This window comes from Stappia sp., from assembly GCF_048268045.1.
Lineage (GTDB): Bacteria > Pseudomonadota > Alphaproteobacteria > Rhizobiales > Stappiaceae > Stappia.
The window spans coordinates 87,312-113,678 of sequence record NZ_JBLWWG010000008.1 but is presented as its reverse complement, the minus strand read 5'-3'; the positions used below and the strand labels follow the sequence as shown (position 1 = coordinate 113,678).

The window sequence follows — 26,367 nt, the reverse complement described above, 5'->3', positions numbered from 1 at the left end:
CATGCTCAGCGTCGAGACCCGCCACGCCGTCCATCAGGACCACGCCCGGCACATGGACACCGGCGAACTGCGCGATCACTTCCGCGTCGCCGACATCTTCGCCGAAGGCGAGATCCGGCTGGTCTACACACACTACGACCGTTTCGTCGTCGGCGGCGCCGTTCCCGGGGGCGGCAGCCTGACGCTCGACAAGGTCGAGGAAACGCGCACGAAGACCTTTCTCGAGCGCCGCGAGATGGCGGTGGTCAACATCGGCGATGCCGGCAGGATCGAGGCCGGCGGCACAACCTACGAACTGGCGCGCGGCGATGTGCTTTACCTCGGCCAGGGCACGGGCGCGGTCACTTTCTCCGGCGCCGGGCGCTTCTACATCACCTCCGCGCCCGCACACCGCGCCCTGCCAGCCCGCCTCATCACCATCGCGGAATCCAACGCGGTCAGGCTCGGTGCCGTTGAAACCTCCAACAAGCGCACCATCAACCAGTTCGTCCATCCGCTGGTGATGGAAAGCTGCCAGCTCGTCCTCGGCTACACCACGCTCGAGGACGGCTCCGTCTGGAACACCATGCCCGCCCACATCCACGACCGGCGCATGGAGGCCTATCTCTATTTCAACATGGCCGACGACCAGCGCATCCTGCACCTGATGGGCGAGCCGGACGAGACCCGCCACCTTGTGCTGGCGAACGAGGAAGGCGCCCTGTCGCCGCCCTGGTCGATCCACTGCGGCGCGGGCACGGGCAGCTACACCTTCATCTGGGCGATGGCCGGCGACAACGTCGACTACACCGACATGGACTTCATCCAGATGGGCGACCTGAAATGAGCGGGGCGTTCTCCCTCTCCGGCCGCAAGGCACTGGTGACCGGCGCCAACACCGGCATCGGCCAGGCGATTGCCGTGGCACTTGCCGCCGCCGGAGCCGAGGTGACCTGCGCCGGGCGGCGCGATTGCGACGAAACGCTGGCGAAGATCGCCCTTGCCGGTGGGCGGGCCTCGTCGCAGCTTCTCGATTTCGCGGACCCGATGGCCGCCCGCCACACCTTCGCGGGCGCCGGCTACACGATCCTGATCAACAACGCCGGCATCATCCGGCGCAACGACAGTGCCGAGTTCTCCGAAGCCGACTGGGACGATGTGATCGACACCAACCTGAAGGCCCTGTTCTTCACCTCGCAGGCCTTCGGCCGCGAACTCCTTGCGCGCGGCGCGGGGGGCGCGGTCGTCAACATCGCCTCGTTGCTCTCTTTTCAGGGCGGCATCCGCGTGCCCTCCTATACCGCCGCCAAGCATGGCGTGGCCGGCGTCACCAAGATCCTCGCCAACGAGTGGGCGGCGGACGGCATCAACGTCAACGCCATCGCTCCCGGCTACATCGCCACCAACAACACCGAGGCTCTGCGCGCGGATCCCGCGCGCAACCGGTCGATCCTCGACCGCATTCCCGCCGCGCGCTGGGGAGAACCGGAAGACATTGCCGGGACGGCGGTCTTCCTGTGCTCTCCGGCCGCGCGCTATATCCATGGCACTGTGATTCCCGTAGATGGAGGCTGGCTTGCCCGCTGATTTTCCCCGCCTGACCCGTTCCGCCGCATCCCGCCACGCAGCAGGCATCGTCCACCTGGGTCTCGGCGCCTTTTTCCGCGCCCACGGCGCAATCTACATCGCCGAGGCAATGGCCGCCTCCGGCGGCGACTGGGGCATCATCGGCGTGTCGCTGAAACGCCCCGACCAGCGCGACCGGCTGAAGCCGCAGGGCTGCGCCTATACAGCGCTCGAGCTCGGGCCCGAGGGCGAGACGCCGCGCGTCATCGAGGTGATCGAGGACGTCCTGGTCGCCCCCGAGGATCCGGCCGCCGTCGTCGCCGCCATGGCCGACCCAGGCGTGAAGATCGTCTCGCTGACCGTCACCGAGAAAGGCTACTGCCACCAGCCCGCCACCGGCAGGCTGATGCGCGAGCACCCGGATATCGAGACCGATCTTGCCCGGCCCGACGCCCCCGCCTCGGCGCCCGGCTTCATCGTGCGCGCGCTCCAGGCGCGCCGCGCCGCGGGGCTGCCGCCCTTCACCGTGATGAGTTGCGACAACCTGCCCGACAACGGCCGGCTGCTGAAGGGGGTCGTGCTCGACCTCGCCCGCCTGATCGAGCCCGCGCTCGCCGACTGGATCGAGGCGGAAGCCGAGTTCCCCGCGACCATGGTCGACCGCATCGTGCCGGCGACCAAGGACGAGGATCTCGACCGCGTCGCGGCCCTGACCGGGAGACGCGACGAAAGCCCGGTCATGCACGAGCCCTTCCGCCAGTGGGTCGTGGAGGACGACTTCGTCGGCGGCGCGCGCCCGGATTTCGCCGCCGTCGGCGTCGAGCTGGTCAAGGATGTCGCGCCTTACGAGGCAATGAAACTGCGATGTCTCAACGGCACCCACAGCACACTCGCCTATCTCGGCTACCTGGCCGGCTTCGAGACGATTGCCGAGACGGTCGCCGACCCGGCATTCGCGCGTTTCATCACGCGGGTCTGGGATGAGGAAATCATCCCCGGCCTGACGCCGCCGCCGGGCGTGTCGCTGACCGACTACTCCCGCGCGCTGCTTGCCCGCTACGCCAACCCGGGCATCCGTCACCGCACCTGGCAGATCGCCATGGACGGTTCCCAGAAGCTGCCGCAACGCATTCTGACGCAACTTGCGGAGGGCATCGCCGCCGGCCGGCCGATGGCGGGCCTCACCCTGGCGGTGGCCGCGTGGATGCGCTACGTCGGCGGCACCGACGAGACCGGCGCGGAAATCGACGTGCGCGATCCGATGGCCGATCGGCTGAGGGAACTGTCGAACGGCGCGGCCGATCCGGCCGGCAAGGTCGCGGCCCTTCTTGGCGTCACCGAGATCTTCCCGCAGGAACTCGCCGCGAACACGGCGTTCCGCCAGCGCCTGACCGCGGCCTATGAGACCCTTGCCGACAAGGGTGCCCGCAAGGCGGTCGAGGGCTGCCATGCGTGAAAGCTGGCGCTGGTACGGGCCGCTCGACCGGATCCGTCTCGACGAGATCGCCCAGACCGGCGCCGGTGGCATCGTCACCGCGCTTCACGAAATCCCCTACGGCGAGATCTGGACGGTGGAAGCGATCGAGGCGCGACAGCGCCTCATCGCCGACGCCGGCCAAGGCCAGGAGTGGGTCGTCGTGGAAAGCCTGCCGGTGCACGAGAGGATCAAGCGTGGCGAGGGATCCCTCTCCACGCTCTTCTCCAACTACCGCCAGTCGATGGCGAACCTCGCCGCCGCCGGGGTCGCGACGATCTGCTACAATTTCATGCCACTGATCGACTGGACGCGCACGGAGCTCACCCGCCCGGTGGCCGGCGGCGGAACGGCGCTGCGCTTCGATGCGGCGCAAATGTGCGCGCTTGAGATGTTCATGCTGGAGCGCGAGGAGGCGGAGGCCGACTATTCGAGCGATGTACGGGCGCGCGCGAAATGCTGGTTCGATGCGTCGGGAACGCGCGAAAGGGAGCAGGTCGTCGCAGCCGTGATGGCTGGCCTGCCCGGCGCTTACGACCGCTACGACATTCCCGGCCTGCGAAAGGCTCTCGCCGCCTACCGGGACATCGACGCGGGCGCGCTGCGGGCGAATTACGCCCGCTTTCTCGCCGAGGTCATTCCAGCCGCGCGCGAACTGGGCATACGCCTGTGCGTACATCCCGACGATCCGCCGCGCGACATTCTCGGCCTGCCCCGCGTCGTCTCGAATGCCGAGGACATCGCCTTCGTACTTGACTGCCAGGACACGCTCGAGAACGGGCTGACGCTCTGCTCGGGCTCGCTTGGCGCAAATCCGGCGAACGACGTGCCTGCGATCGCACGCCGTTTCGCCGGGCGCATTCACTTCGCCCATTTGCGCAACGTGCGCAAGGAGCCGGACGGCAGCTTCGAGGAGGCCGCGCATCTTGGCGGCGACACCGACATGGTGGCGCTGGTCGCGACCCTTCTCGCCGAGGAAGGCCGTCGCGCGGCGCAGGGGCGCACCGACAGCGAGATCCCCTTTCGCCCCGATCACGGCCACGAACTGCTGTCGGACAGCGACCGCGACACCCATCCGGGGTATCCGCTGATCGGGCGCATGCGCGGCCTCGCCGAGCTGCGCGGCGTGATCGCCGCCCTCAGCCACGAGAAGACCCGCCACGGCTGATGCCGGATGGTGCTGCAGCGCGCTTGATCCGACGCGAACACGCGCCTATCGTGATTCGACGATGTGCGATGCAAGAGGCGGGGCAGCATGGCGGAAACGGGCGATGCACAACACGATGAGGCCGGCGACGACAGCGAAGTCGCCATCGCCGCGCTCGGCCGCGCCCTCGCCCATCCCGCGCGGGTGCGCATCGTTCGCCTGCTGCTGGAACGCGGACCGCTGATCGGCGCCGATCTGGTGGCAGCGCTCGGACTGGCGCAATCGACCGTCTCCGAGCACCTGCGCATCCTGAGGGAGGGCGGCCTCGTTGGCGGACGGAGCATGCGCCCGCGCGTCGCCTATTCGCTCAATCCAGAAGCCCTCGGCCCGCTTGCCGATCTGCTGCTCGAGATCCTGGAAGAGGTCCCGGCGGACGCCGTCGACTGAGGCCTGCGGCAGCGCGCGCCTCCCTGCCTCACTTGCGGTCGACGGGACCGACATCGAGCAACGGCGAGGCGTCGATGCCGCCAGCGTTGAGCATGTCGCCGATCCGCTCGAGCGAGGCAACGATCATCGCCTGCTCCCAGTCGCGCAGGCTCGCGAACTGTTGCTCGAACACCTGGTGCAGCGGGTCGGGCGCCGACTTCAGCATCTCCAGCCCGGCCTCGGTTGCCCGCACCCAGACGATGCGCCTGTCGGTGTTGCCGCGCGTGCGCGTGACAAGCTCGCGCGCCTCCAGCTTGTCGAGCAACGACGTCGCCGTCGCCTGCCCGACGCCGGCGCGCTTGGAGATCGCCTTCGGCGTCGTCTCCTGCGCCTCGGCGACGATGGACAGGACGATGAACTGCGGTGTCGTCAGCCCTGTCGCGCGCGCGAGCGTGCGCGCGTTGAGTTCAGTCGCCCGCAGGATTCGCCTGAGCGCAATGAGACTCGTCTGTACCCTGTCTTCCATGATCGCCCCCTTTAAGCCCCTTGTTAGCAGACGAACCTTATTTCGATAATCGAATTTTATACCTACCGAAACACCGCAGAAACGCTAGCATTTTCGAGCAAACTCGGACACGCACCCCTGGCTAGGGTTGAAAAATATTTCGATAGACATATTATCCACCCCGAACGAAACGGGGATCCCATGACGCTCACGAAGGTTTCCAAAGACACGCCGACAGGCGACGACATCACCCTCCGAAAGCCGCGCGCAGAGGACGGGGCCGCAATCTGGCGGCTTATCGGCAGCTGCGCGCCGCTCGATGAGAACTCCATGTACTGCAACCTTTTGCAGTGCGATCACTTTGCGGACACCTGCGTCCTTGCCGAACGCGCTTCCGACGGCGAGGTTCTTGGCTGGGTGTCCGGTTACCTTCTGCCCGACGATCCAGAGACGCTGTTCATCTGGCAGGTCGCCGTTTCCGACGCGGCCAAGGGCAAGGGTCTGGCCAAGCGCCTTCTGGCAGAAGCCCTTGATCGCGACGCATGCTCCGACGTCCGGCGCATGAAGACCACCATCACCGCCGACAACGCGGCGAGCTGGGGTCTGTTCACGTCCTTCGCGCGCCGTCAGGGCGGTGTGCTCGACAGAGAGCCGCATTTCCGCAAGGACGCACACTTCGACGGCGAGCATGCCACCGAGCATATGGTGACAATCCGCTTCGCCGAGGCCGTGAAGAAGGCTGCCTGACTGGCGCCACCGCGGCCACTTGATGAAGTTCCAGAATATGAGGATTACAATGACGACCGTCGACAACGACGACCGTGCCATTTTTGCGCGCCGCGAGTCCGAGGCGCGCAGCTATTGCCGCAGCTTTCCGACCGTGTTCGAGAGCGCGCAAGGCGCGGAGCTGAAGGGTGCGGACGGACGCACCTACATCGACTTCCTGGCCGGCTGTTCCTCGCTGAACTACGGCCACAATGATCCGGTCATGAAGCAGGCGCTGATCGACTATATCACCGCCGACGGCGTGACCCACGGCCTGGACATGCACACCTCAGCGAAGGCTGCCTTCCTCACGAGCTTCGAGGATCGGATCCTCAAGCCGCGGGGCATGGATCACCGTGTGATGTTCATGGGCCCGACCGGCACCAATGCCGTCGAGGCGGCGATGAAGATCGCCCGCAAGGCAACCGGCCGCAGCAATATCATCGCCTTCACCAGCGGCTTCCACGGCGTGACGCTCGGCGCGCTCGCGGCGACCGGCAACGGCTACCACCGCGGTGGCGCCGGCACCGGGCTCGGCCAGGTGACGCGCATGCCCTATGACGCCAGCCTCGGCGACGGCGTCGACACGGCCGACATCCTGGAGAAAATGCTCTCCAATCCGTCGAGCGGCATCGATGCTCCCGCCGCTGTGCTTCTGGAGATCGTGCAGGGCGAGGGTGGCCTCAACGCCGCACGCCCCGAGTGGGTGCGCCGCGTCGCAGAGATCGCCCGCGCCAACGGCGCCCTGCTGATCATCGACGACATTCAGGCAGGCTGCGGCCGCACCGGCGGCTTCTTCAGCTTCGACAGGCTTGGGATCGTCCCCGACCTGGTCACCATGGCGAAGTCGCTTTCCGGCTTCGGATTGCCGCTGGCCGCCGTTCTGGTGCGCCCGGAGCACGACATTCTCGGCCCGGCCGAGCACAACGGCACGTTCCGTGGCAACAACCACGCCTTCGTCACGGCCCGCGTCGCGCTTGAGACTTATTGGGCAGACGACACGTTCCGGCTTGGCGTCGAAACGCGCGCCGAACTGCTCGAGAAGCGCCTGCGGAAGGTCTCGGACCACATTCCGGGGTCCCGCCTCAAGGGACGCGGCATGATGCGCGGCGTCGACGTGGGGTCGGGCGAGCTTGCCTCGGAGATCTGCAAGGCCTGCTTCGCGGAAGGTCTCATCATCGAGACATCCGGCGCCCATGACGAGGTGGTGAAGGTGCTCGCGCCTCTCAACATCGACCTCGACCTGTTCACGCGCGGCCTCGACATCCTCGAGGAGGCTGTCGGCCAGCGCATGGAATCAACTCGTATTGCAGCGGAGTAACCACAGATGATCATTCGCGACTTCAACAAGGTGCGCAACACCGAGCGCGAGGTGAGCAACGAGCGCTGGACCAGCGTCCGTCTGCTGCTCAAGGACGACAACATGGGCTTCAGCTTCCACATCACCATCCTGGAGGCGGGAAGCGAGCACAAGTTCCACTACAAGAACCATTTCGAGAGCGTCTACTGCATGGCCGGCGAGGGCTCGATCACCGACATCGCCACCGGCGAGACCCACGAGATCCGCCCCGGCGTCATGTACGCGCTCGACAAGCACGACGAGCATATCCTGCGCGCCAAGACCGAGCTGCACATGGCCTGCTGCTTCAATCCGCCGGTCACCGGCACCGAGGTGCACCGGGCCGACGGCTCCTATGCGCCCGCGGACGAAGCTGCCTGAGGCAGGCCCGCGTCCGGGCGGCATCGCGCCGGCCCCGGGCCTCATGACGAAACGCTCGAGGGGGACGGCTTGCCGTTCCCCTCTCGCCCCTCACGACAGGACCCTGAGCTTCACCATGACCGACATCGCTGCCCGAAAGACCCCCGAAACCGACACCGAGGCCGCCTCGCCCGCGTCCGGCACGGGCCACACGGTCGAGAAGATCGGCGGCACCTCCATGAGCCGCGCCCGGGAGCTCATGGACACGATCCTGATCGGCGACCGGCCGGAAGAAAGCCTGTACGGCCGCGCCTTCGTCGTGTCCGCCTTTGGTGGCGTTACCAACCTGCTTCTGGAAGACAAGAAGACCGGCGCGCCGGGCGTCTATGCGCTCTTTGCCGACGCCGACGAACACCATGGCTGGATCGAGGCCCTCGACGGCGTCTCCCGTGCCATGCGCGAGATCAATGCCGATCTGTTCGACGAGGCGGCGGACCGCCAGGACGCCGACGACTTCGTGCGCGAGCGCATCGAGGGCGCGCGCGGCTGTCTTCTCGACCTTCAGCGCCTTTGCTCCTACGGCCATTTCCACCTGTCGGAGCACATGCACACGATCCGCGAGCTTCTCGCCGGCCTCGGCGAGGCGCACTCGGCGACCTGTCTCGCGCTGATGCTGCGCCGGCGCGGCGTCAACGCGCGCGCCCTCGACCTTTCGGGGTGGCGCGACGAGAACCAGCCGACGCTGGAAGAGCGCATCGGCAATGCCTTCGACCAGGTCGACATCACCCGCGAACTGCCGATCGTCACGGGCTACGCCCAGTGCCGCGAGGGGTTGATGCGCGAGTATGACCGCGGCTACTCCGAAGTGACCTTCGCCGTGACCGCCGCCCTCACCGGCGCGCGCGAGGCGATCATTCACAAGGAGTTCCACCTTTCCAGCGCCGATCCCCGCCTTGTCGGCGAGGACCGGGTCCGCAAGATCGGTCGCACCAACTACGACGTCGCGGATCAGCTCTCCAACATGGGCATGGAGGCGATCCATCCGAACGCCGCCAAGACCCTGCGCCAGGCGGGCGTTCCGCTGCGCGTGACCAATGCCTTCGAGCCGGAGGATCCGGGCACGCTCATCGACGCGGAAGCCGCCGAGAAGTCCGGCGTCGAGCTCGTCACCGGACTGCCCGTCACCTCGCTCGAGCTGTTCGAGCAGGACATGGTCGGCGTCAAGGGTTACGACGCCGCGATCCTGGAAGTGCTCACCCGCCATCAGGTGCGCATCATCTCCAAGACCTCCAATGCCAACACGATCGTCCATCACGTCGAGGCACCGCTGAAGATCCTCAAGCGCGTGGAAAAAGACCTGACGACGAAATATCCGTCGGCCCGCATCACCAGCCGACGCGCGGCCATCGTCTCGGTCATCGGCCGCGACCTGTCCGGCCTGCGCGTCCCGCTCAACGGCCTCTCGGCGCTGGACGAAGCCGGCATCGAGGTGATCTCCTCGCAGGACACCGGGCGCCGCGTCGACGTGCAGTTCCTCGTCAACGCCGGCAAGATGAACGACGCGGTGCGCGCGCTTCATGCCCGTTTCTGCGAAGGCACGGAAGCCGTCGCCTCGGGCAAGGACGCAGAAATGTCGCGGGCGGCCTGACGCCGGCAACCTGACAACCGGCCCCGCCGGAACCGTCAGCGATGACAAACAAGGGCCGGTGCGCGACGCGTGCCGGCCCTTTGTCGTTTCGCCGCCCCGTTCCACGGGAGGAGGAACAGGCCGGTCTTCCAGGACACGGTCTTGATTTTACGCATCATATGAATATATATTTCACATCATATGATAAACACTGACGAGACATGACATGCTGAGACCTGTCGAGATCACCCCTGCCATGCCCCCGGTTCTTGGCCCTGTCGCCGAGCCGGCGGCCGTTGCCTCCATCGTCAAGGCGGTCGTGCGCGCCTGCGAGGCATGGGGCCTCGGCAACACCGAGGCGTCGACGCTGTTCGATGTGCCGCCTGCGACCTGGGGGCGGATGAAGTCGGGAGCGTTTCGCGGACGGCTCGACCAGGACAAGATCACGCGGGCGAGCCTTATCGTCGGCCTCTTCAAGGGCTTGCGCCTGCTCTTCAACGGGCCGCTCGCCACGGGATGGCCGCAGCAGGTCAACACGGGGCCGGGCTTCGACGGCAGGACCCCGGTCGAGATCATGTGCGCGGGCGGCATCCCGGCGATGATGCGCGTGCGCCAGCACATCGACGCGCTTCGGGGCGGCGCGTGAGCGCTGCGAAGGGCCTTGCCCGCCGCCTGTTCACCGAGGAGACGACCGTCCGTCTCATTTCCACCGCCTATATCGACGAGCCGGCGATGGCTCCCCTCGCCGACACGGCCGGGGAACTGGCGATCCTGGAGACGCTCGAGGGGCTCACCTCCCCCCGCCGCTCGCCGCTGCCACCCGTTCCCGGAGGTCTCGACCCGTCCGAACTTCTCGGCGAGGCCGACGGCTATGGCCATACATATGTGAACGCCGCCTTCTGCTACACGCGGACGACGGGCAACCGGTTCAACGGCCCCGAGCGGGGGGCATGGTACGCTGCATGGGGAGCCGACAGGGTGGCGACCGCACAGGCGGAGGTCGGCTGGCACCTGACGCGCGAGCTCGCGGCAACGGGCGTCTACGAAAACCGCACCGCCTACCGCGAGCTTCTGGCCGGCTTCACCGCCGAGTTTCATGAATTGGCCGCACGGACGAAAGCCAGCGCGCTCGACCCCGATCCCACCGTCGCCTACCCGGCCGGACAGCGCCTTGCCCGCGAGGTTCTGGAGGCAGGCGGGAACGGGCTTCTCTATCCTTCCGCACGACACGAAAACGGACAGTGCCTCGCCGCGTTCCGGCCGCGCCTCGTCCAGAACGTCCGCCAGGGCGACACCTGGCTGTTCGATTGGGCGGGAAGCCCGGTTCCCGGCATCACGCGCCTGGCCAGATAGCCACCGCCCTCAAGCCTCGCCGAACCGCTCCACGTAGCGCTCGAACCCCTCGACCAGCGCGAGCGACTCCCCGCTCAGCTTGTCGCCATGGGGCTTGATGATCGAATATTCGAAGCGTTCCGCGATATCCATCGGCCGCACGACGCCTCCCATCCGCTCATGATCCTCGGCCGTGAAGGCATCGACGATGCCAACGCCGATACCGCGCATCACCAGAGCCGAGACGATGTGGGAGAGGTAGGACTTCATCTTCTGCACCGGTGGATGGCGCATCTTCGCGAACAGCCGGTCGAACGCCCGCCCCGACATGGTGGAATCCATGAAGCCGACGAAGTCCATGCCCGCAAGATCCTTCGCACGGATCACCTTGCAGTCTCCGAGCGGATGGCCCGGCGGCGCCACGAAGCGGAACGGCACCGCACCGGTGCGCACCACGTCAATCTCGTATTTGTGTTGCGTGGGAATGCCAAAGCCGATCTGGCACTGGCGCAGCGCCACCTGCCGCACCACCGGCAAGGTCGTCATCGACAGGAACTCGGCCCGGAATTCCGGCCTCTCAGCCAGAAGTTGCGCAACCACCCCCGGCAACGCCGACTGCGCGATGGCGGGAGCCGCGGCTATGGTCAGCGTCGCCCGGTAGCCCTGGCGGATCTGGGCCGCCGCCCGCTCGATCTGTCCCAGGCCGATGAAACTGCGCTCGACCTCGGTCCACAATTCATGGGCCTCACGCGTCGCAACCACCCGTCCGCCCCGGCGGGCGAAGAGCGAAAGCTCCAGCCGATCCTCCAGATCCCGGATCAGCCGACTGACCGCCGGCTGCGAAATCGCGAGATCTTCCGCTGCGGCAGAAACGGTTCCTGTCCGCATCACCGCACGGAAAGCTTCTAGAGAGCGTTGCGATATCGCCGACACTATAACATTCCCGGATACACACGTAAGGAAACGGTATTTGCGTTATATCCGACCGCTTCGCACTCTGACAAGGAAGCTTGTATCTGGAGGGCGATGTGAGCGCCATTGATGACCCCCGGCGGCTGCCGGAACGTACTGAAGTCGTCGTGATCGGCGGTGGCATTGTCGGGGTCTGCACGGCCCTGCTGCTTGCCGAGAAAGGTGTTCCGGTCGTCCTGTGCGAGAAGGGGCGCATCGCCGGCGAGCAATCCTCCCGCAACTGGGGCTGGATCCGAAAGGCCGGCCGCGATCCCCGCGAGCTGCAACTCATGATCGAAAGCGCCGCCATGTGGCGCGACATCGCCGGACGCCTCGGCGAGGACATCGGCTACGGCATTCGCGGCATCAGCTATCTCGCCGAGACCGAGGAGGAACTGGCGAAGCATGAAGACTGGCTGGACGCCTGCCAGGGCTTCGATCACGGCTCGCGGCTGCTCTCCCCGCAGGAAACCGACGACCTTCTCAAGCGCAACGACCGCCAGTTTGCCGGCGCGCTCTACACGGCCTCCGATGCCTCGGCCGAGCCAGGCCTCGCGGTGCCCGCCATGGCGCGCCTGGCCACCCGCTGTGGTGCGACCATCGTCGAGAACTGCGCCGTGCGCTCCGTCGAGCGCAGCGGCGGAAAGGTCCGCGCCGTCGTTACCGAGCAGGGCGAGATCGCCTGCCAGACGGTGGTGCTGGCCGGCGGCGTCTGGTCGCGCACCTTCCTGGAAAACCTCGGGCTCGGGCTGCCGCAGCTTGCCATCAAGTCGTCCGTCATGCGCACGACCGCCGGACCCGAGGTCACGGCGGGGGCGCTCGGCGCGACAGGCGCCTCGCTTCGCCGGCGCATCGATGGCGGCTACACCATCGCCCGCTCAGGCGCGGCGGAATTCCAGATCGTTCCCGCGGCCTTCCGCCACCTTCGCGCCTTCCTGCCCGTTCTGGCCGAACGCTGGCGGATCATGAAGCTGCGCGTCGGCCCGGAGTTCTTCGGCCCCCTCGGTCACCACCGCTGGAAGGCCGACGAGATCTCTCCCTTCGAGCAGGTCCGCGTCATGGACCCGACACCCGACCGCAAGCTCCTCCAGAATGTGCTCGCTTCCGCCAAGCAGCTCCACCCGCGTCTGGAGGGCGTCGAGATCGCCGAGACCTGGGGCGGGCTCATCGATGTCATGCCGGACGAGGTTCCGGTGATCGACGAGCCGGCCGGATGGGACGGCCTCGTCATCGCCACGGGCCTCTCCGGCCATGGCTTCGGCATCGGCCCCGGCGTCGCCCGGCTCGTTGTCCAGCACATCGGCGGCAAAGCCCCGATGGTCGACATGGCGCCCTTCGCCCTCTCGCGCTTCTCACGGAGGGGCAAGGCATGACCGGCATGAGCGAGACGACAATGGACGTGCTTGTCATCGGTGCCGGCATCACCGGGGTTTCAGCCGCCCTCGAGCTTGCCGAGGCGGGACACCGGGTCGAGATCATCGACGCCTACGGACCCGCCGCCATGGCCTCGGGGTGGACACTGGCCGGCGTACGCCAGTCAGGCCGCCACCCGGCGGAGCTGCCGCTTGCCCGCGCCGCCGTGGCCCTGTGGGGAGATCTCGACGAGAAGCTCGGCGCGCAAACCGGCTACCGCCGTTCGGGCAATCTGCGGCTGGCGCGAAACGACAGCGAGGCAGCAACGATCCGCGCGCTCGTCGACGACCAGTCCCGCGCCGGCCTCGACCTGACCTTCCTTTCCGATCTCAAGGACGCACGCGAGATCGCCCCTGCGCTCTCCGACAGGATCGTCGCCGCCTCCTTCTGCCCGACCGACGGACACGCCGACCCGGTCGCGACCGTCGAGGCCTTCGCACGCCGCGCCGAAGGCCTTGGGGCACGCCTCTCCTTCGGTGAACGGGTGATCCGGCTTGAGGCCGACGGCGCCGGCATCGCCCGTGTCGTCACCGACCGGCGCACGATCACGCCCGGAGCCGTACTGCTCGCCGCCGGCATCCTCGTCAACGATCTGGTTGCCCCGCTCGGCCACCAGATCCCGTTGCGCCGACCTATGGTGACCGTGTTGCGCAGCGCCGCCTGCGCACCGCTGCTGAGCCCGGTTCTCGGCGTCGCCAATGCCGACATGGCAGCGCGTCAGGAAATCAACGGCCGCTTCCGCGTGACCAGCGGCGCGGAGGACTGGCCCGGCGACATCGTCGAGACCAATGGCCGTCCGGTGATCCATCCGCGCATGCGCGCCATCCGCGAGACCATCGAGAAGGTCTCCAGCGTGCTTCCCGCCTTCGCCGAAGCCGAGCTGGCGGAGGTCTGGGCCGGCGCCCTTGACCTCACACCCGATGCGCTGCCGGTGATCGACCGCCTACCGGGCCTCGACAATCTGGTCGTCGCCGCCGGCTTTTCCGGTCACGGCTTCGGCATCGGGCCCGTGACTGGCGCGATCGCCGCCAGGCTCCTTCGCGGCATCGATCCCGGACACGACATCCAGCCCTTCCGTTTCGATCGCTTCGCGGCACACACTGCCGCGCACGCACCGCTCACGCTGCACGGATAAAAAGGAGAGGCCCTTGCTCAACCCCGAAGGTCGCGTCGTCATGGTGTCAGGAGCGAGCCGAGGGATTGGTCTCGCCATCGCTCGCAAGCTGCTCGAAAAAGGCTACAGCATCAGCGCCGGCGCGCGCGATCCCTACGACCTCGCCGACACGCTCGCCACCATCGCCCCGGAACGGGTGCTGTGCTGCCGCTACGACGCCGCCGACCGCACGTCGCACGAGGCCTGGCTCGACGCCACGCTGAAGCGCTTCGGCCGCCTCGACGCCCTGGTCAACAACGCCGGTACGTCGAACACCTTTTCCATTGAGGACGGCGACGAGGCCGAACTGGACGCCCTCTGGGCGATCAACGTCAAGGGCCCGTTGTTCATGACCCGCATCTGCCTGCCGCATCTGAAGGCTTGCGGCACCGGGCGCGTCATCAATGTTGCCTCGCTCTCGGGAAAACGCGTGCGCAACGAGAACATTGCCTACAACATGACGAAGCACGCCGTGATGGCGCTGACCCATGGCACCCGCCGCATCGGCTGGGACCACGGAGTGCGCGCCACCTCGATCTGCCCGAGCTTCGTCGCAACAGACCTGACCGACGGCGTCACCAAGATCTCCAGAGAAGAGATGATCGACCCGGAGGACTTTGCCGAAATCGCCGCCCTGGCGCTGGCCCTGCCGAACACGGCAGCCATGGCGGAAATGCTGGTGAACTGCCGGCTGGAAGACACGCTGTGAGGAGCAGCGTGTTCTGGGGCTGATAAAAAGCGGGAAAACCCGCAAGAACCACGACCAGAGGACGAGACCATGAAGACCAGACTGGGAATTGCATTCGCAGCCTTGCTGGCGGCCAGCAACGCCTATGCCGCCGGAACAACTCTGAATGTCGGGATGGGCAGCGCCGATGCCGGCAAGCTCGACCCGCATGTCGCCACCTCGACCCCCGACAAGGGGCTCCTGCACTGGATGTTCAACGGTCTCGTGCGGATCAAGCCCGGCGAGGCGAGCCCGGAGTTCATCGAACCGGACATCGCCAAGAGCTGGACGAGCTCCGAGGACGGGCTTACCTGGGTCTTCTCGCTGCGCGACGACGTGGAGTGCCATGGCGACTACGGCAAGATCGATGCCGAGGACATCGTCTATTCGCTGAAGCGTTCGGCTGACCCGGCGATCTCGTCCTTCGCCAAGGACTACACCGCCTTCGACAGCGTCGAGGCCACGGGACCGCTTGAGGTCACCATCAAGCTCAAGAACAAGGTCCCGAGCCTGCTCGGCCTGCTGGTGCCGTATCATGGCGGCAACATCGTCTGCAAAGACGCCGTCGAGGCGCTGGGTGACGAATACCAGCGCACGCCGATCGGCACCGGCCCCTTCATGTTCGCCGAATACCAGCCGCAGCAATACGTCAAGCTGGTCGCCAATCCGGAGTATTTCCGCGGCGAGCCGAAGCTCAAGGAGATCTTCTACCGCTACATTCCCTCCGACGCGTCCCGCGACCTAGCCTTCCAGTCCGGCGAGATCGACATGATCTACGGCAAGCAGGAGCAAACCTGGGTCGAGCGCATCAAGCAGGTGCCGGGCACCGTCGTGTCGGTGATGAAGCCGGGCGAGATGTCGGTGATCCACCTGAACATGACCATGCCGCCGCTTGACGACGTGCGCGTGCGCCGTGCCGTCGCCCATGCGATCAACCGCGATGCAATGGTCCAGTTCAAGGGACCGGACGTGACGCTCGCCGCGATTTCGCCCGTTCCCGAGGGCCATCTCGGCTACACCGCCGACGTGCCGACCTACGAGTATTCCATCGAGAAGGCCAAGGCACTTCTGGCGGAAGCCGGCCATCCCGACGGCGTGACCATCAAGGCGATCCACACCACCCTGCCTGGCATGCTGTCCACCATGGAGGCGATCCAGGCGCTGCTGCGCGAGGCCGACATCAATCTCGAGATCGAGACGGTCGAGCATGCGACGTTCCACGAGCAGATCCGCAAGGACATGAGCCAGGTGACCCACTACGCGGCCGCCCGCTTCCCCGTCGCCGATGTCTATCTCACCCAGTTCTTCCATTCGGACGCGATTGTCGGCACCCCGACGGCCATCGCCAACTTCTCGCACTGCGCCGTGGCCGACAAGGAGATCGAGGCCGCCCGCACCGAGACCGACCCGAAGAAGCAGCTTGAGTACTGGGCCGAGGCCCAGCGCAAGATCATGGATGAGGTCTGCGCGGTGCCGATCGTCCAGAGCATGCAGCTCTGGGCCTGGAAGGACACGCTCGACCTCGGCACCGAGGTGCACGGCTCGCTGAACCTCAGCCCGCCGGTCACCGAGCTCGCGTCCTTCTCCGAGTAACCGGACGACGTGAACTCCGCGCCGGGAGACCCTCGCGGGTCTCCCGGAAAGTGACGACGCAGTCCCCAGCACCGCAACGCGCAGGCGCTCGGGAACCGCTCTCATACGCCATGCCGGCGGGCCGCCCGAAAGCAGTCCGTCCGGTCGCGGCGACGGAGGTCGACATCTCATGACAGCATTCATTCTCAAGCGACTGGGCTTCGCGGCAATCACGCTTTTCGCCGTCCTGACCATCGTCTTCTTCATTGTACGGGTGCTGCCGGGCGACCCGGCGCTGGCGATCCTCGGCGATCAGGCCAGCGAGTCGGCTCTTCAGGCGATGCGCGTGCGGCTCGGGCTCGACGTGCCGCTCTACCAGCAGTACATCGCCTTTCTCGGCGGGGTCGTCATCGGCGACTGGGGCGTCTCGATGGTCTCCGGGCGCCCGGTGATCGAGGAAATCCTGAAGGTCCTGCCGGCAACGCTCGAGCTGACCGTTGCCGCCCTCATCCTCGGCATTGCCGTGGGGCTTCCCGTCGGCGTGTGGTCGGCCGTGCGCCGCAACAAGCTGCCCGACTACATCGCGCGGATCGGCTCGCTTCTCGGCCTCTCCTTTCCCGCCTTCGTCTCCGCGGTCCTGCTGCTGCTCTTCTTCTCGATCCACCTGCGCTGGTTCCCGGTGATCAGCTCCGGCCAGGGCAACGGGATCGCCGACCGGCTTCGCGACCTGGCGCTGCCGGCGATCAACCTCGGCCTGATCATGGCCGCCTACATCACCCGCGTGACCCGCTCGGCCATGCTCGAGGTCCTGAACCAGGACTATGTCCGCACGGCCCGGGCCAAGGGGCTCGCCTTCGCCGTCATCGTCTGGCGTCACTGTCTTCGCAACGCGCTGATCCCGGTCGTCACCGTTGTCGGCCTCTATCTCGGCATCCTCATCGGCAACTCGGTCCTGACCGAGATCGTCTTCAACCGTCCCGGCCTCGGCAAGCTCATCGTCGGCGCGCTCAACCAGCGCGACTACACGATGCTCCAGGGGATGATGGTGATCTACACGCTCATCGTCGTCCTGGTGAATCTGGTCACCGACCTGACCTATGGCCTCATCGACCCGAGGATCAAATACGCATGACGACGCCCCCGAGAGCCGCGACCGCGACCGCAAGGCGCCCGTCGCGCATGACCTACTACCGCCTTGCGCTGGCGACGCTCGCCAGCGGCCTGTTCAAGGCCTTCAACGCCAACAAGACCTCCTGGTTCGGCCTCGCGGTATTCGCCGTCGTGGCGATGCTGGCGATCCTGGCCCCGGTGATCGCGCCCTTCGATCCGCTCGACCAGAACATCCTCTACCGTCTCAAGCCGCCCTCCGAGGCGCATTGGTTCGGCACCGACTACTACGGCCGCGACACGCTCTCGCGGATCCTCTGGGGGGCGCGCATTTCACTCACCATCGGCCTGCTCGCCATCAGCTCGGCGATGATCATCGGAACGCTGATCGGCATGATCGCCGGCTACTTCGGCGGGCGCACCGACCTGCTGATCATGCAGGTGATGGACGTTCTCCTCGCCTTTCCCTCGCTGATCCTAGGCCTGATCGTCGTCGCCATGCTCGGCCCGTCGATCTCGAATCTGGTCATCGCCATCGCGCTCACCGCGATCCCGCCGTTCTCGCGCATAGCCAGGGCGCCGACAATCGCGATCAAGAACCGCGAGTTCATCGAGGCGGGCCATGCGCTCGGCTACTCGCACCTCCGCCTGATGTTCCGCCACATCCTGCCGAACATCGCCCCGGAAGTGCTGGTGATGGGCTCGCTGTGGCTGGCGACGGCGATCCGCGTCGAGGCCTCGCTCGCCTTCATCGGCCTTGGGGTCAACCCGCCGACGGCAACCTGGGGCGGCATGATCCGCGAGGGCTTCGAGAACATTCTCGACAGCTTCTGGCTGGCGCTCTTCCCCTCGCTCGCGATCCTGATCGTCGTCTTCTCGCTCAACCTGCTTGGCGATGGCCTGCGCGATGCGGTCGACCCGCGCCTGAAGGGGGAACAATGACCGAGCCCATTCTCAAGGTCGAAGGACTGACCACCTCCTTTCGCGTCGACGGCGCCTTGGTGCCGGTCATCCGCGACATCGACTTCACCATCGACCGAGGCGAGACCGTCGCCATCGTCGGCGAGAGCGGTTCTGGAAAGTCGGTCACGGCGCTCTCTATCATGCGCCTGCTGCAGGAAGGATCGAGCCTCATCGAAGGCTCGGTGCGGCTCGCCGGCACGGATCTTCTCGCGCTCGACGAGGAAAGGATGCGCGATGTGCGCGGCGGCGACATCGGCATGATCTTCCAGGAGCCGATGACGAGCCTGAACCCCGTCCTCAAGATCGGCTTTCAGATCGCCGAAGTCCTTCGCCGGCATCGGGGCATGAGCCAGTCGGAAGCGGAAACCGAGGTGCTCCGGCTGTTCGACCTGGTGCGAATCCCGGATGCGAAGCGACGCATCGGCGAATATCCGCACAGTTTCTCCGGCGGTATGCGCCAGCGCGCGATGATCGCCATGGCGCTCGCCTGCCAGCCGAAGCTGCTGATCGCCGACGAGCCGACCACGGCGCTCGACGTCACCATCCAGGCGCAGATCCTCGAGCTCGTGCACGAGCTGCAGAAAGAGATCGGCATGGCGGTGATGTTCATCACCCACGACATGGGCGTCGTCGCCGAGATCGCCGACCGGGTGGTGGTCATGCTGCGCGGCGACAAGGTCGAGGAAGCACCCGTCGCCGATCTCTTCGCCGCCCCGAAACACTCCTACACGAAGATGTTGCTAGGCGCCGTGCCGAAGCTCGGCGGGCTCGGCGACACACGCACCCCGCGCCGCTTCCCGACGCTGGATGCCAACGGCGTGGGGCCGGAACCCGACAATGAGCCCGACGAACGCGGCAAGACGCTGCTGGAGGTGCGCAACCTGACCACCCGCTTCACGGTGCGTGGCGGCCTGCTCAACCGCCCGGTCGGCAACGTTCATGCGGTGGAGGACGTGTCGCTGACGCTCGCGGCCGGCGAAACGCTCGCGCTCGTCGGCGAATCGGGCTGCGGCAAGTCCACGACGGGCCGCTCCATCCTGCGGCTGGTGCAGCCCGCCGGTGGCGAGATCCTGTTCGAGGGCAAGGACCTGATGGACGCGAGCCATCCAGAGTTGCGTCACGCCCGACGGCGACTGCAGATGATCTTCCAGGACCCCTACGGTTCGCTCAATCCGCGCCAGGCGGTCGGCTCCGCCATCGCCGAGCCGATCCGCGTGCACGGCTTGATGGAAGACGCCGCGATCGCCGACCGGGTGACACAGCTTCTCGATCTGGTCGGCCTGCAGGAAGAACACGCCCTGCGCTTTCCGCACGAGTTCTCCGGCGGGCAGCGTCAGCGCATCTGCATCGCCAGAAGCCTGGCGCTCGAGCCGAAACTGATCGTGGCCGATGAATCCGTTTCCGCCCTCGATGCCTCGATCAAGGCGCAGGTGGTGAACCTGATGCTCGACCTGCAGCGCGAGCTCGGCCTCGCCTATCTGTTCATCAGCCACGACATCGCCGTGGTGGAACGGGTGAGCCACCGGATCGCGGTGATGCTGCTTGGCGAAATCGTGGAGATCGGTCCGCGCGATGCCATCCTGCGCAATCCGCAGCATCCCTATACGAAGAAGCTGATCGACGCGGTGCCGGTACCTGACCCCCGCCAGAAGCACAAGCGCAGCGGGCTGATCACGGACGAACTCCGCAGCCCCGTGCGCCCACTCGACTGGCAACGCCCGCCCTCGCGCATGTATCCCGTCGGCGAAGGTCACATGGTGCGCGAGTTCTGAACAGCCAAGGCCGGCGGGCACCCCGGGATGACACACTACCAATGAAGAGGGCCGCGGGAGGTATCCCCCCGCGGCCCTTTCGTTTCAGCGCGTTGCCGTCGGCACTCAGTCGCCGTGACGCGCGAGCCCCTTGGCCAGGGCCGTGAAATAGATGTCCGGCCCGTGCACATGCCCCCCGGCGCTTTCCGCCTCATGCGAGGCATGGCGCAGGAAGTTGCCGAAGGTGTCGCCGCCGCCATAGGGAAGCGGCTGGAGCGCACCCTGCTTGCCGGGCGTCTCGTCCTCCTGTCGCGTGTAGATGGTCTCGCCGTCCTTGATCGATTCCATCACCTTGAGCGTGTCGAGCGTCTCCGGATCGATGGCTGTCGGGTCCTTGGAGAGGATGACGAAATCGGCGACCTTGCCGAGCGTGATCGAGCCTTTCCGGTTTTCCTCGAAGTGCTGGTAGGCCGGCCAGATCGTCATCGCCTTCAGCGCGGTCATCACGTCGACGCGCTGGTCGGGCCCAAGGATGTCGCCCGAGCGCGTGCGCCGCGTGACGGTCGCATCAAGGATGCGCATGGAATCGGGGAAGGCCACCGGGGCGTCATGATGCGAGGAGAACATCATGCCGCGCTCGCGCACCCAGCCCGTCGGCGAGATGTTTTCCGCGTTGACCGGACCGACCGTGCGGTCGCGGTGCCAGTCGCCCCAGTAGAACGTGTGCATCGGGAAGAGCGAGGGGAAGACATCCAGCTCGTCGAAGGCGGCGACCTGATCCTTGCGCAGGAACTGGCCGTGGATCAGCACCGGACGCCGGTCGGCCTTGCCGTATTTCTCCTCCGCAGTGCGGATCGCGGCGATCAGCATGTCCGACGCGCCCTCGCCGTTCGAATGCGTGATGATCTGCACGCCATTGCCAAAGGCCCAGTCAACAGCGTCGAACACCTGGTCGCTGTTTGCCGCCGCATACCCGGCGTAGTCGGCACGGTAGGTTTCCGGCGGATTGTAATACGGCCGATCACGCAGCGCGGTGAAGCCCTGCGGCGAGCCGTCGATCGTGAGCTTGGCGCCCGCTATGCGGAACCGGTTCTTGTACGTGCGCGACTGGCCCTTGAGAATCAGGTCGCGGTCGAGCAGCACGTCCGGATAGGTGACGATGTCGATCTTGGTGCGGCCGGCGTCGGAGGCCGTCTGCATGATCTTCACGACGTTGGGCGTCGAGCGCCCCTCCTGCCCCGTGGTGTAGCCGAAGCTCGCCAGAAGCTCCGTCCCGGCGACGAACAGCTCTTGCGCGCCATCCTTGTCGAGGTCACTGAGCTGCTTGAGCGCCGCACCGAAGAAGGCCGCCTCCTCAAGCACACCGTTCGGCTCGTTGGAGCCATCCTTGCGACGGATCTTGCCGCCCTCGGGATCCGTCGTGTCGGCGGTGATGCCGGCAAGCTCAAGCGCCTTGGAGTTCATCACGCCGAGATGGCCAGACTGGTGAATGATCATCACCGGCATGTCCGTCGACACCTTGTCTAGGTCCTCGCGCGTCGGATGGCGCTGTTCCTTGAGCTGGGCGTCGTCATAGCCGAACCCGAGGATGGTACCGAGGCGCTTGACCCGGTCGGGATTGGCCTTCGCCCAGTCCTCGAGCGCGACCTGGAGCGCGGCGATATCGTTGACCGGTCCATCCGGTGCCGGCTGAATGTTCGCCGAGGCCGCCTGAATGCCGATCATGAAGGCGTGGCCGTGGGCGTCGACGAAACCGGGCAGCATGGTGCGCCCCTGCAGGTCGATCACCTTCGTTGCCTTGCCCTTGAGCTTCATCACGTCCTGCTCTGAGCCGACGGCGACGATCTCTCCATCCTTCTCGGCAACGGCCTCGACGCGGGGCTGCGTGTCGTCCATGGTCAGGATCGGGCCACCGGACCAGATACGGTCGGCGCTGTCCTGTGCAAAGGCACCTGCCGTCGGCGCCAGGGAGGCAGCCAACAGGGCCAGGCAGGAAATGGACATTCGCTTCACGGAAGTCTCCTTTGGAACTCGAAAGTGCGACCGCAACCGGGGGCTGCAGGCGCGCCGGCAACGGACCTTGCCGAGCGCTCCCGAACCATGCTTCCGAGATATTCAGAAGATATGAAGACTATTCGCTTTTCATCGCATCGGCCGGCTCGGTGCGGCGCGGCGAAGCCGCCGGAATGCCGGCAACTCCAGGGGGGAACTGTTTGCGATGTCGTCGGAGCAAAGGAAACCGCGCACTGCCCGGCTGACCGTATCGCTCGGCACCATTCTGGCCGTGTCGACGATCACGCTCATCGTGCTCGTATCGGGCATCCTGGTGACGCTGGACTTCACCCGCGGGCGGGCGGATGCCATCGCCGCGGCCACCCGCGAAACAACCAGTTTCTCGCAGCGCCTCGCCGACCGCCTCGCGGCTCTCTCGGCCGAGACCGTCGCGCCGGTTGATCTCCTGACGTCCGTCGACAATGCCTTCCTGGCCGCGCCTCCGGAGCGCACGCCCGACAAGGTCGCTGTCCTGAGCGCGGCGCTTTCCCACGCGCCGCACCTTGACGGCCTCTATGCCGGCTATCCCGACGGCAGCTTCATCCATGTCCTGAAACTGTCGGGCGCCGGCTGGCGCAAAGCCCTCAGTGCCCCGGACGACGCGGTCCTTGCCGTGCGCATGTTCACCCCGCCCGTCGCGCCGAACCGGCGTTCGCAGCTGGCCTTTCTCGATGCGGACGGTCGAGAGATCTCACGGGCGTTCGGCCCTGAAACCGACTACGACCCGCGCACGCGGCCCTGGTACGCCGCCGCCCGCGAGGCCGCCCATTCCCAGGTAATCGCCGTTGGCCCCTATGACATGGCCACGACCCACGAACTCGGCATGACAATCGCACGGGCGCACAAGGGCGATCCATCGATCGTCGTCGGCGCAGACGTGATCCTGACGACGGTCACCGACCTGCTCGCCAGCGGGCGGGTGACGCAGGACACCCGCGCCTTCATTCTGAACGCGCAGGGCCGGATCGTCGTCGAGGCCGGGCCGGAACGCCTCGCGCTCGCCGGCGGCGCGAACGGATCCCACTCGGGCTGGACCTCGGACATGCTGGCGCCTGCCATGGAGGCGACTGGCAGTGCCCAGCGCATCGAGATCGGCGGCCGCGCCTATCTGGTGACAGCCGGGCAACCGGTCGGCAGCCAGCTTCTCGCCAGCCACCGGGTGGTGGTCGCAAGTCCCCTCGACGAGTTGCTCGCCGACGCCAATAGCGATCTGCAGCACGGGTTGCTGGTTGCCCTTGCGGTGGTTCTGGCGGCAATCGTCCTGGCGCTCCTGCTGTCCCGCTTCATCTCCCACTCGCTGCAAATCCTGACCCTCGGGGCGCGGCGCATGCAGAGCCTCGATTTTTCCGAGCCGATAGAGGTCCGTTCGCGCGTAACCGAGATCTCCCGCCTCGGCTGGGCGATCGGGCGCGCCCAGGATGCGATCTTCACCTTCGCCCTCTACGTGCCGAAAGAGTTCGTCCGCAAGGGTATCGAAGCCGGCTACTTCAAGGGCCGGTCGGCGCGGCGCGAGGATGTGACGGCGATGTTCACCGACATCTACGATTTCACCACCATCAGCGAGAACCACTCGCCGGAAGAACTCGTCGAGATGCTCTCCGGCTATTTCGACGTCTTCGACGCCTCGGTGAACGCCCATGACGGGACGATCATCCAGTTCCTGGGCGATTCCGTCTATGCCATGTGGAACGCGCCGCTCACCGATCCGGACCATGCGTTCAAGGCCTGCCTGTGCGCGCTGGACGTCGAGCGCCGGCTGGCGGAATTCAACGCAGAACAGCTTCGCAAGGGATTGCCGGCGTTTCGCACGAGATACGGCATCCACTCCGGCCAGGCGGTGGTCGGCAGCGTCGGCGCCACCGAGCGCCTGCAGTACACCGGCATGGGCGACACCATCAACGTCGCCTCGCGGCTCGAGGGCATGAACAAGGAGCTTGGAACCGTCGCCATCGCCAGCTCCGCCGTTGTCGAACGCTGCAATGACAAGATCGACTTTCGCCCGCTCGGCACCGCCCACGCCAAGGGGCGCACCCGCCCCGTCGCCATCTTCGAACTCATCGGCGAGAAGACCGCCGTCGCTGCCGAAACACCGCCCGACGCAGCGCCGCTTTCCGAAGATCGGTGATTGCCAGAGCCGCCGCGCTTTCGTAGGAACGAGCTGCGGGACGGGGCTGCGATGAAACACGGCGGACAATCGAGACGCGCTTTCGGGAACCGGTCATTTCGACCGGAGCTGACGCTCGCCCTCGTCGTCCTGCTTGTGCTGTCGTCGCTGATGCCGCGCGGCATGATGCCCGGGCGCGACGCCGACGGTCACATCTCCGTCGTCCTTTGCACCTCCGAAGGATTGCGCACGGTCCTTCTCGACGCCTCCGGTCGCGAGGTGGAGGAGCCCCTCAACCCGGACGATCCGGACGAGCGCCACGCCAGCCTGTGCGTTTTCGCGCCCGTCGTCACCGCCCTTGCCGCGGCCGACATTTCGTTCGACCTTCCCGCGCCCCCCGCCTCTGCGCCGACGCGCGAGTTGCAGCCGGCGGCGTTTCATCCGCACTGGCAGGGCCTGCCGCTCGGCGCCCGCGCGCCTCCCCGTCTCCTGACGCTCTGAGCTTCCGCAATTCACGGACTTTCTTCCAGCAGGCGCGCCCGCATCGCCGGCGCACGGCCTGTCGCGTACTGGAGACGCAGGACATGACCACGGACACCCTTCACGGCCGAGCCGCCGCACCGGCCGCCGACCGACGTTTCTATCTCGCCGCGTGGCGATGGCATTTCTATGCCGGCCTCTATGTGGCGCCCTTCCTCGTCATGCTGGCCGTTACCGGCCTGATGATGCTCTACATCTCCGCCTTCTCGGGGCGTGACGGCGAGAAGATCGCCGTCGCCGTTCCCGCGCAGGCGCATGTGCTTGCCGTAGCCACACAGGCCGATGCCGCCCTTGGGGCGGTCCCGGGCGGGCGGCTGGTCGAATGGATCAAACCGGACCGGGACGACCGTGCGTCGGTGTTTCGCATCGCCTCCGAGGGCGTGCAGAAAATGGTCGCCGTCGATCCCTACACGGGCAAGGTCCTCGAGAGTTGGGACCGCCGCGACGGCTGGTACGACTTCGCCGACAACATCCACGGGACACTCCTGATCGGCGACGCCGGCGACCGTCTGATCGAGATCGCCGCCGGCTTCGGCATCGTGCTGGTGATCACCGGTCTCTATCTGTGGTGGCCGCGCGGCGAGAGCTGGGCGAACGTCCTGCTCGCCAGGACGGCCGGCAACGGTCGGAACCGCTGGAAGGGTCTGCACCGCGCCGTCGGCTTCTACATCTCCGCCCTGCTCGTCGTGTTCCTGCTCTCGGGAATGTCCTGGACCGGCATCTGGGGCGAGAAATTCGTTCAGGCCTGGAGCACGTTTCCGGCGGAAAAGTGGGACAATGTCCCCCTCTCCGATGACATTCACGCGGCGATGAACCATGGCGGGCCGAAGAACGTACCCTGGGCTCTCGAGCAGACGCCGATGCCGGCCTCGGGTTCCCAGGCCGGCGTGCAGGGCATTGCGCCGGGCACACCCGTCACCATCGACGCCATCGACGGGCTCGCCGCCCGCCTCGGCTACCAGGGGCGCTTCCGCGTCTCCTTCCCTGCTGGCGAGACCGGTGTATGGACCATCAACCAGGACACGATGAGCAATGATGCCGAGACGCCGACCTCGGACCGGACAGTGCATGTCGACCGCCATACCGGCCGCATCCTCGCCGACGTGGGCTTCGCCGACTATTCGCTCGCCGGCAAGGCGATGGCCGTCGGCATCGCCTTCCACGAGGGCGACATGGGTCTTTGGAACATCGCGCTCAACACCCTGTTCTGCCTCGCCGTTGTCTTCATGAGCATCAGCGGGCTGGCGATGTGGTGGATGCGCCGCCCGGCGCGGGCCGGCGCGCGGCTCTTCACGCCGCGTGTTCCCGGCGGCATACCGCATTGGCGCAGCGCCATGCTGGTGATGCTCGTCGTGTCCCTCGCCTTCCCGCTCGTCGGCCTCACGCTTGTCGCGGTGATGGCGCTCGACCTGCTGGTGCTTGCCCGCGTGCCGATGCTTCGCAAGGTCTTCGCCTGAGCGGCAAAACGAAAGAAGGGCGGCCCCTTGGGGCCGCCCTCCCGCGTCTCGGCTCTC

24 protein-coding genes are annotated in these 26,367 nt (G+C 66.6%); 21 read left to right on the top strand and 3 right to left on the bottom strand.

The features are described from left to right. Position 1 precedes the first annotated feature (1 nt). The 5 genes from kduI (at position 2) to ACN0WF_RS14245 (ending at position 4,613) form a co-directional block, all read left to right on the top strand. Positions 2–826, top strand: coding sequence for a 5-dehydro-4-deoxy-D-glucuronate isomerase (gene kduI / locus ACN0WF_RS14265; RefSeq protein WP_417773436.1), 825 nt, complete (start codon positions 2–4; stop codon positions 824–826). After that, positions 823–1,566 (top strand): 2-dehydro-3-deoxy-D-gluconate 5-dehydrogenase KduD, encoded by a 744-nt coding sequence (gene kduD, locus ACN0WF_RS14260; RefSeq protein ID WP_417773435.1) that lies wholly within the window; start codon positions 823–825, stop codon positions 1,564–1,566. Before kduI ends, kduD begins: the two co-directional genes overlap by 4 nt. Then, positions 1,556–3,001, top strand: coding sequence for a mannitol dehydrogenase family protein (locus ACN0WF_RS14255; RefSeq protein WP_417773434.1), 1,446 nt, complete (start codon positions 1,556–1,558; stop codon positions 2,999–3,001). Before kduD ends, ACN0WF_RS14255 begins: the two co-directional genes overlap by 11 nt. Beyond that, complete coding sequence (gene uxuA, locus ACN0WF_RS14250; protein WP_417773433.1) at positions 2,994–4,187, top strand: mannonate dehydratase; 1,194 nt, start codon at positions 2,994–2,996, stop codon at positions 4,185–4,187. Before ACN0WF_RS14255 ends, uxuA begins: the two co-directional genes overlap by 8 nt. Before the next feature lie 87 nt (positions 4,188–4,274). Then, positions 4,275–4,613, top strand: a complete 339-nt coding sequence (locus ACN0WF_RS14245) for an ArsR/SmtB family transcription factor (protein ID WP_417773432.1) — start codon at positions 4,275–4,277, stop codon at positions 4,611–4,613. Positions 4,614–4,641: 28 nt separating this feature from the next. Here ACN0WF_RS14245 and ACN0WF_RS14240 read toward each other — a convergent pair whose 3' ends face one another. Continuing rightward, positions 4,642–5,118, bottom strand: a complete 477-nt coding sequence (locus ACN0WF_RS14240; protein ID WP_417773431.1) for a MarR family winged helix-turn-helix transcriptional regulator — start codon at positions 5,116–5,118, stop codon at positions 4,642–4,644. Between the two features lie 180 nt (positions 5,119–5,298). Here ACN0WF_RS14240 and ectA point away from each other — a divergent pair, with 180 nt between their 5' ends. The 6 genes from ectA to ACN0WF_RS14210 all read left to right on the top strand — a co-directional run bounded on the left by ectA (position 5,299) and on the right by ACN0WF_RS14210 (position 10,541). Further along, complete coding sequence (gene ectA / locus ACN0WF_RS14235) at positions 5,299–5,844, top strand: diaminobutyrate acetyltransferase (RefSeq protein WP_417773430.1); 546 nt, start codon at positions 5,299–5,301, stop codon at positions 5,842–5,844. Positions 5,845–5,893: 49 nt separating this feature from the next. Further along, entirely contained in the window at positions 5,894–7,183 is a 1,290-nt protein-coding gene (ectB, locus tag ACN0WF_RS14230) for a diaminobutyrate--2-oxoglutarate transaminase (RefSeq protein ID WP_417773429.1), read from the top strand. A gap of 6 nt (positions 7,184–7,189) precedes the next feature. Next, positions 7,190–7,582, top strand: coding sequence for an ectoine synthase (locus ACN0WF_RS14225; protein WP_417773428.1), 393 nt, complete (start codon positions 7,190–7,192; stop codon positions 7,580–7,582). Between the two features lie 115 nt (positions 7,583–7,697). After that, positions 7,698–9,209: an aspartate kinase gene (locus ACN0WF_RS14220; protein ID WP_417773427.1), complete on the top strand. Its 1,512-nt coding sequence runs from the start codon at positions 7,698–7,700 to the stop codon at positions 9,207–9,209. Between the two features lie 205 nt (positions 9,210–9,414). Continuing rightward, positions 9,415–9,834, top strand: a complete 420-nt coding sequence (locus ACN0WF_RS14215; protein WP_417773426.1) for an antitoxin Xre-like helix-turn-helix domain-containing protein — start codon at positions 9,415–9,417, stop codon at positions 9,832–9,834. After that, positions 9,831–10,541 carry an RES family NAD+ phosphorylase gene (locus tag ACN0WF_RS14210; RefSeq protein WP_417773425.1) on the top strand — a complete coding sequence of 237 codons (711 nt, stop codon included), beginning with the start codon at positions 9,831–9,833 and terminating at the stop codon, positions 10,539–10,541. Before ACN0WF_RS14215 ends, ACN0WF_RS14210 begins: the two co-directional genes overlap by 4 nt. 9 nt (positions 10,542–10,550) lie before the next feature. Here the strand turns inward: ACN0WF_RS14210 and ACN0WF_RS14205 are convergent, their stop codons facing one another. Next, the gene (locus tag ACN0WF_RS14205; protein WP_417773424.1) at positions 10,551–11,453 is read right to left on the bottom strand and encodes a LysR family transcriptional regulator; all 903 of its coding nucleotides are present in this window, start codon (positions 11,451–11,453) and stop codon (positions 10,551–10,553) included. A gap of 95 nt (positions 11,454–11,548) precedes the next feature. Here ACN0WF_RS14205 and ACN0WF_RS14200 point away from each other — a divergent pair, with 95 nt between their 5' ends. The 7 genes from ACN0WF_RS14200 to ACN0WF_RS14170 all read left to right on the top strand — a co-directional run bounded on the left by ACN0WF_RS14200 (position 11,549) and on the right by ACN0WF_RS14170 (position 20,178). After that, a complete protein-coding gene (locus ACN0WF_RS14200; protein ID WP_417773423.1) occupies positions 11,549–12,844 on the top strand; it encodes an NAD(P)/FAD-dependent oxidoreductase in 1,296 nt (431 codons plus the stop codon). Then, positions 12,841–14,019, top strand: coding sequence for an NAD(P)/FAD-dependent oxidoreductase (locus tag ACN0WF_RS14195; protein WP_417773422.1), 1,179 nt, complete (start codon positions 12,841–12,843; stop codon positions 14,017–14,019). The genes ACN0WF_RS14200 and ACN0WF_RS14195 overlap by 4 nt, the downstream gene beginning before the upstream one ends. Positions 14,020–14,032: 13 nt before the next feature. Beyond that, the gene (locus tag ACN0WF_RS14190; protein WP_417773421.1) at positions 14,033–14,746 is read left to right on the top strand and encodes an SDR family NAD(P)-dependent oxidoreductase; all 714 of its coding nucleotides are present in this window, start codon (positions 14,033–14,035) and stop codon (positions 14,744–14,746) included. A gap of 69 nt (positions 14,747–14,815) precedes the next feature. Then, the gene (locus ACN0WF_RS14185) at positions 14,816–16,357 is read left to right on the top strand and encodes an ABC transporter substrate-binding protein (RefSeq protein ID WP_417773420.1); all 1,542 of its coding nucleotides are present in this window, start codon (positions 14,816–14,818) and stop codon (positions 16,355–16,357) included. Between the two features lie 169 nt (positions 16,358–16,526). Continuing rightward, positions 16,527–17,468: an ABC transporter permease gene (locus ACN0WF_RS14180; RefSeq protein ID WP_417773419.1), complete on the top strand. Its 942-nt coding sequence runs from the start codon at positions 16,527–16,529 to the stop codon at positions 17,466–17,468. Positions 17,469–17,515: 47 nt separating this feature from the next. Then, a complete protein-coding gene (locus tag ACN0WF_RS14175; protein WP_417773535.1) occupies positions 17,516–18,385 on the top strand; it encodes an ABC transporter permease in 870 nt (289 codons plus the stop codon). Beyond that, positions 18,382–20,178 (top strand): ABC transporter ATP-binding protein, encoded by a 1,797-nt coding sequence (locus ACN0WF_RS14170; RefSeq protein WP_417773418.1) that lies wholly within the window; start codon positions 18,382–18,384, stop codon positions 20,176–20,178. The genes ACN0WF_RS14175 and ACN0WF_RS14170 overlap by 4 nt, the downstream gene beginning before the upstream one ends. 105 nt (positions 20,179–20,283) lie before the next feature. On the opposite strand, the gene ACN0WF_RS14165 is transcribed toward ACN0WF_RS14170, so the two are convergent. Further along, positions 20,284–22,161: an amidohydrolase gene (locus ACN0WF_RS14165; protein WP_417773534.1), complete on the bottom strand. Its 1,878-nt coding sequence runs from the start codon at positions 22,159–22,161 to the stop codon at positions 20,284–20,286. Between the two features lie 214 nt (positions 22,162–22,375). Here ACN0WF_RS14165 and ACN0WF_RS14160 point away from each other — a divergent pair, with 214 nt between their 5' ends. From ACN0WF_RS14160 to ACN0WF_RS14150, 3 genes are all read left to right on the top strand, one after another. Further along, positions 22,376–24,334 carry an adenylate/guanylate cyclase domain-containing protein gene (locus ACN0WF_RS14160; RefSeq protein ID WP_417773417.1) on the top strand — a complete coding sequence of 653 codons (1,959 nt, stop codon included), beginning with the start codon at positions 22,376–22,378 and terminating at the stop codon, positions 24,332–24,334. A 51-nt stretch (positions 24,335–24,385) separates the two neighbouring features. Then, complete coding sequence (locus tag ACN0WF_RS14155) at positions 24,386–24,814, top strand: DUF2946 family protein (protein ID WP_417773416.1); 429 nt, start codon at positions 24,386–24,388, stop codon at positions 24,812–24,814. A gap of 83 nt (positions 24,815–24,897) precedes the next feature. Next, complete coding sequence (locus ACN0WF_RS14150; protein ID WP_417773415.1) at positions 24,898–26,310, top strand: PepSY-associated TM helix domain-containing protein; 1,413 nt, start codon at positions 24,898–24,900, stop codon at positions 26,308–26,310. Positions 26,311–26,367: the final 57 nt, after the last annotated feature.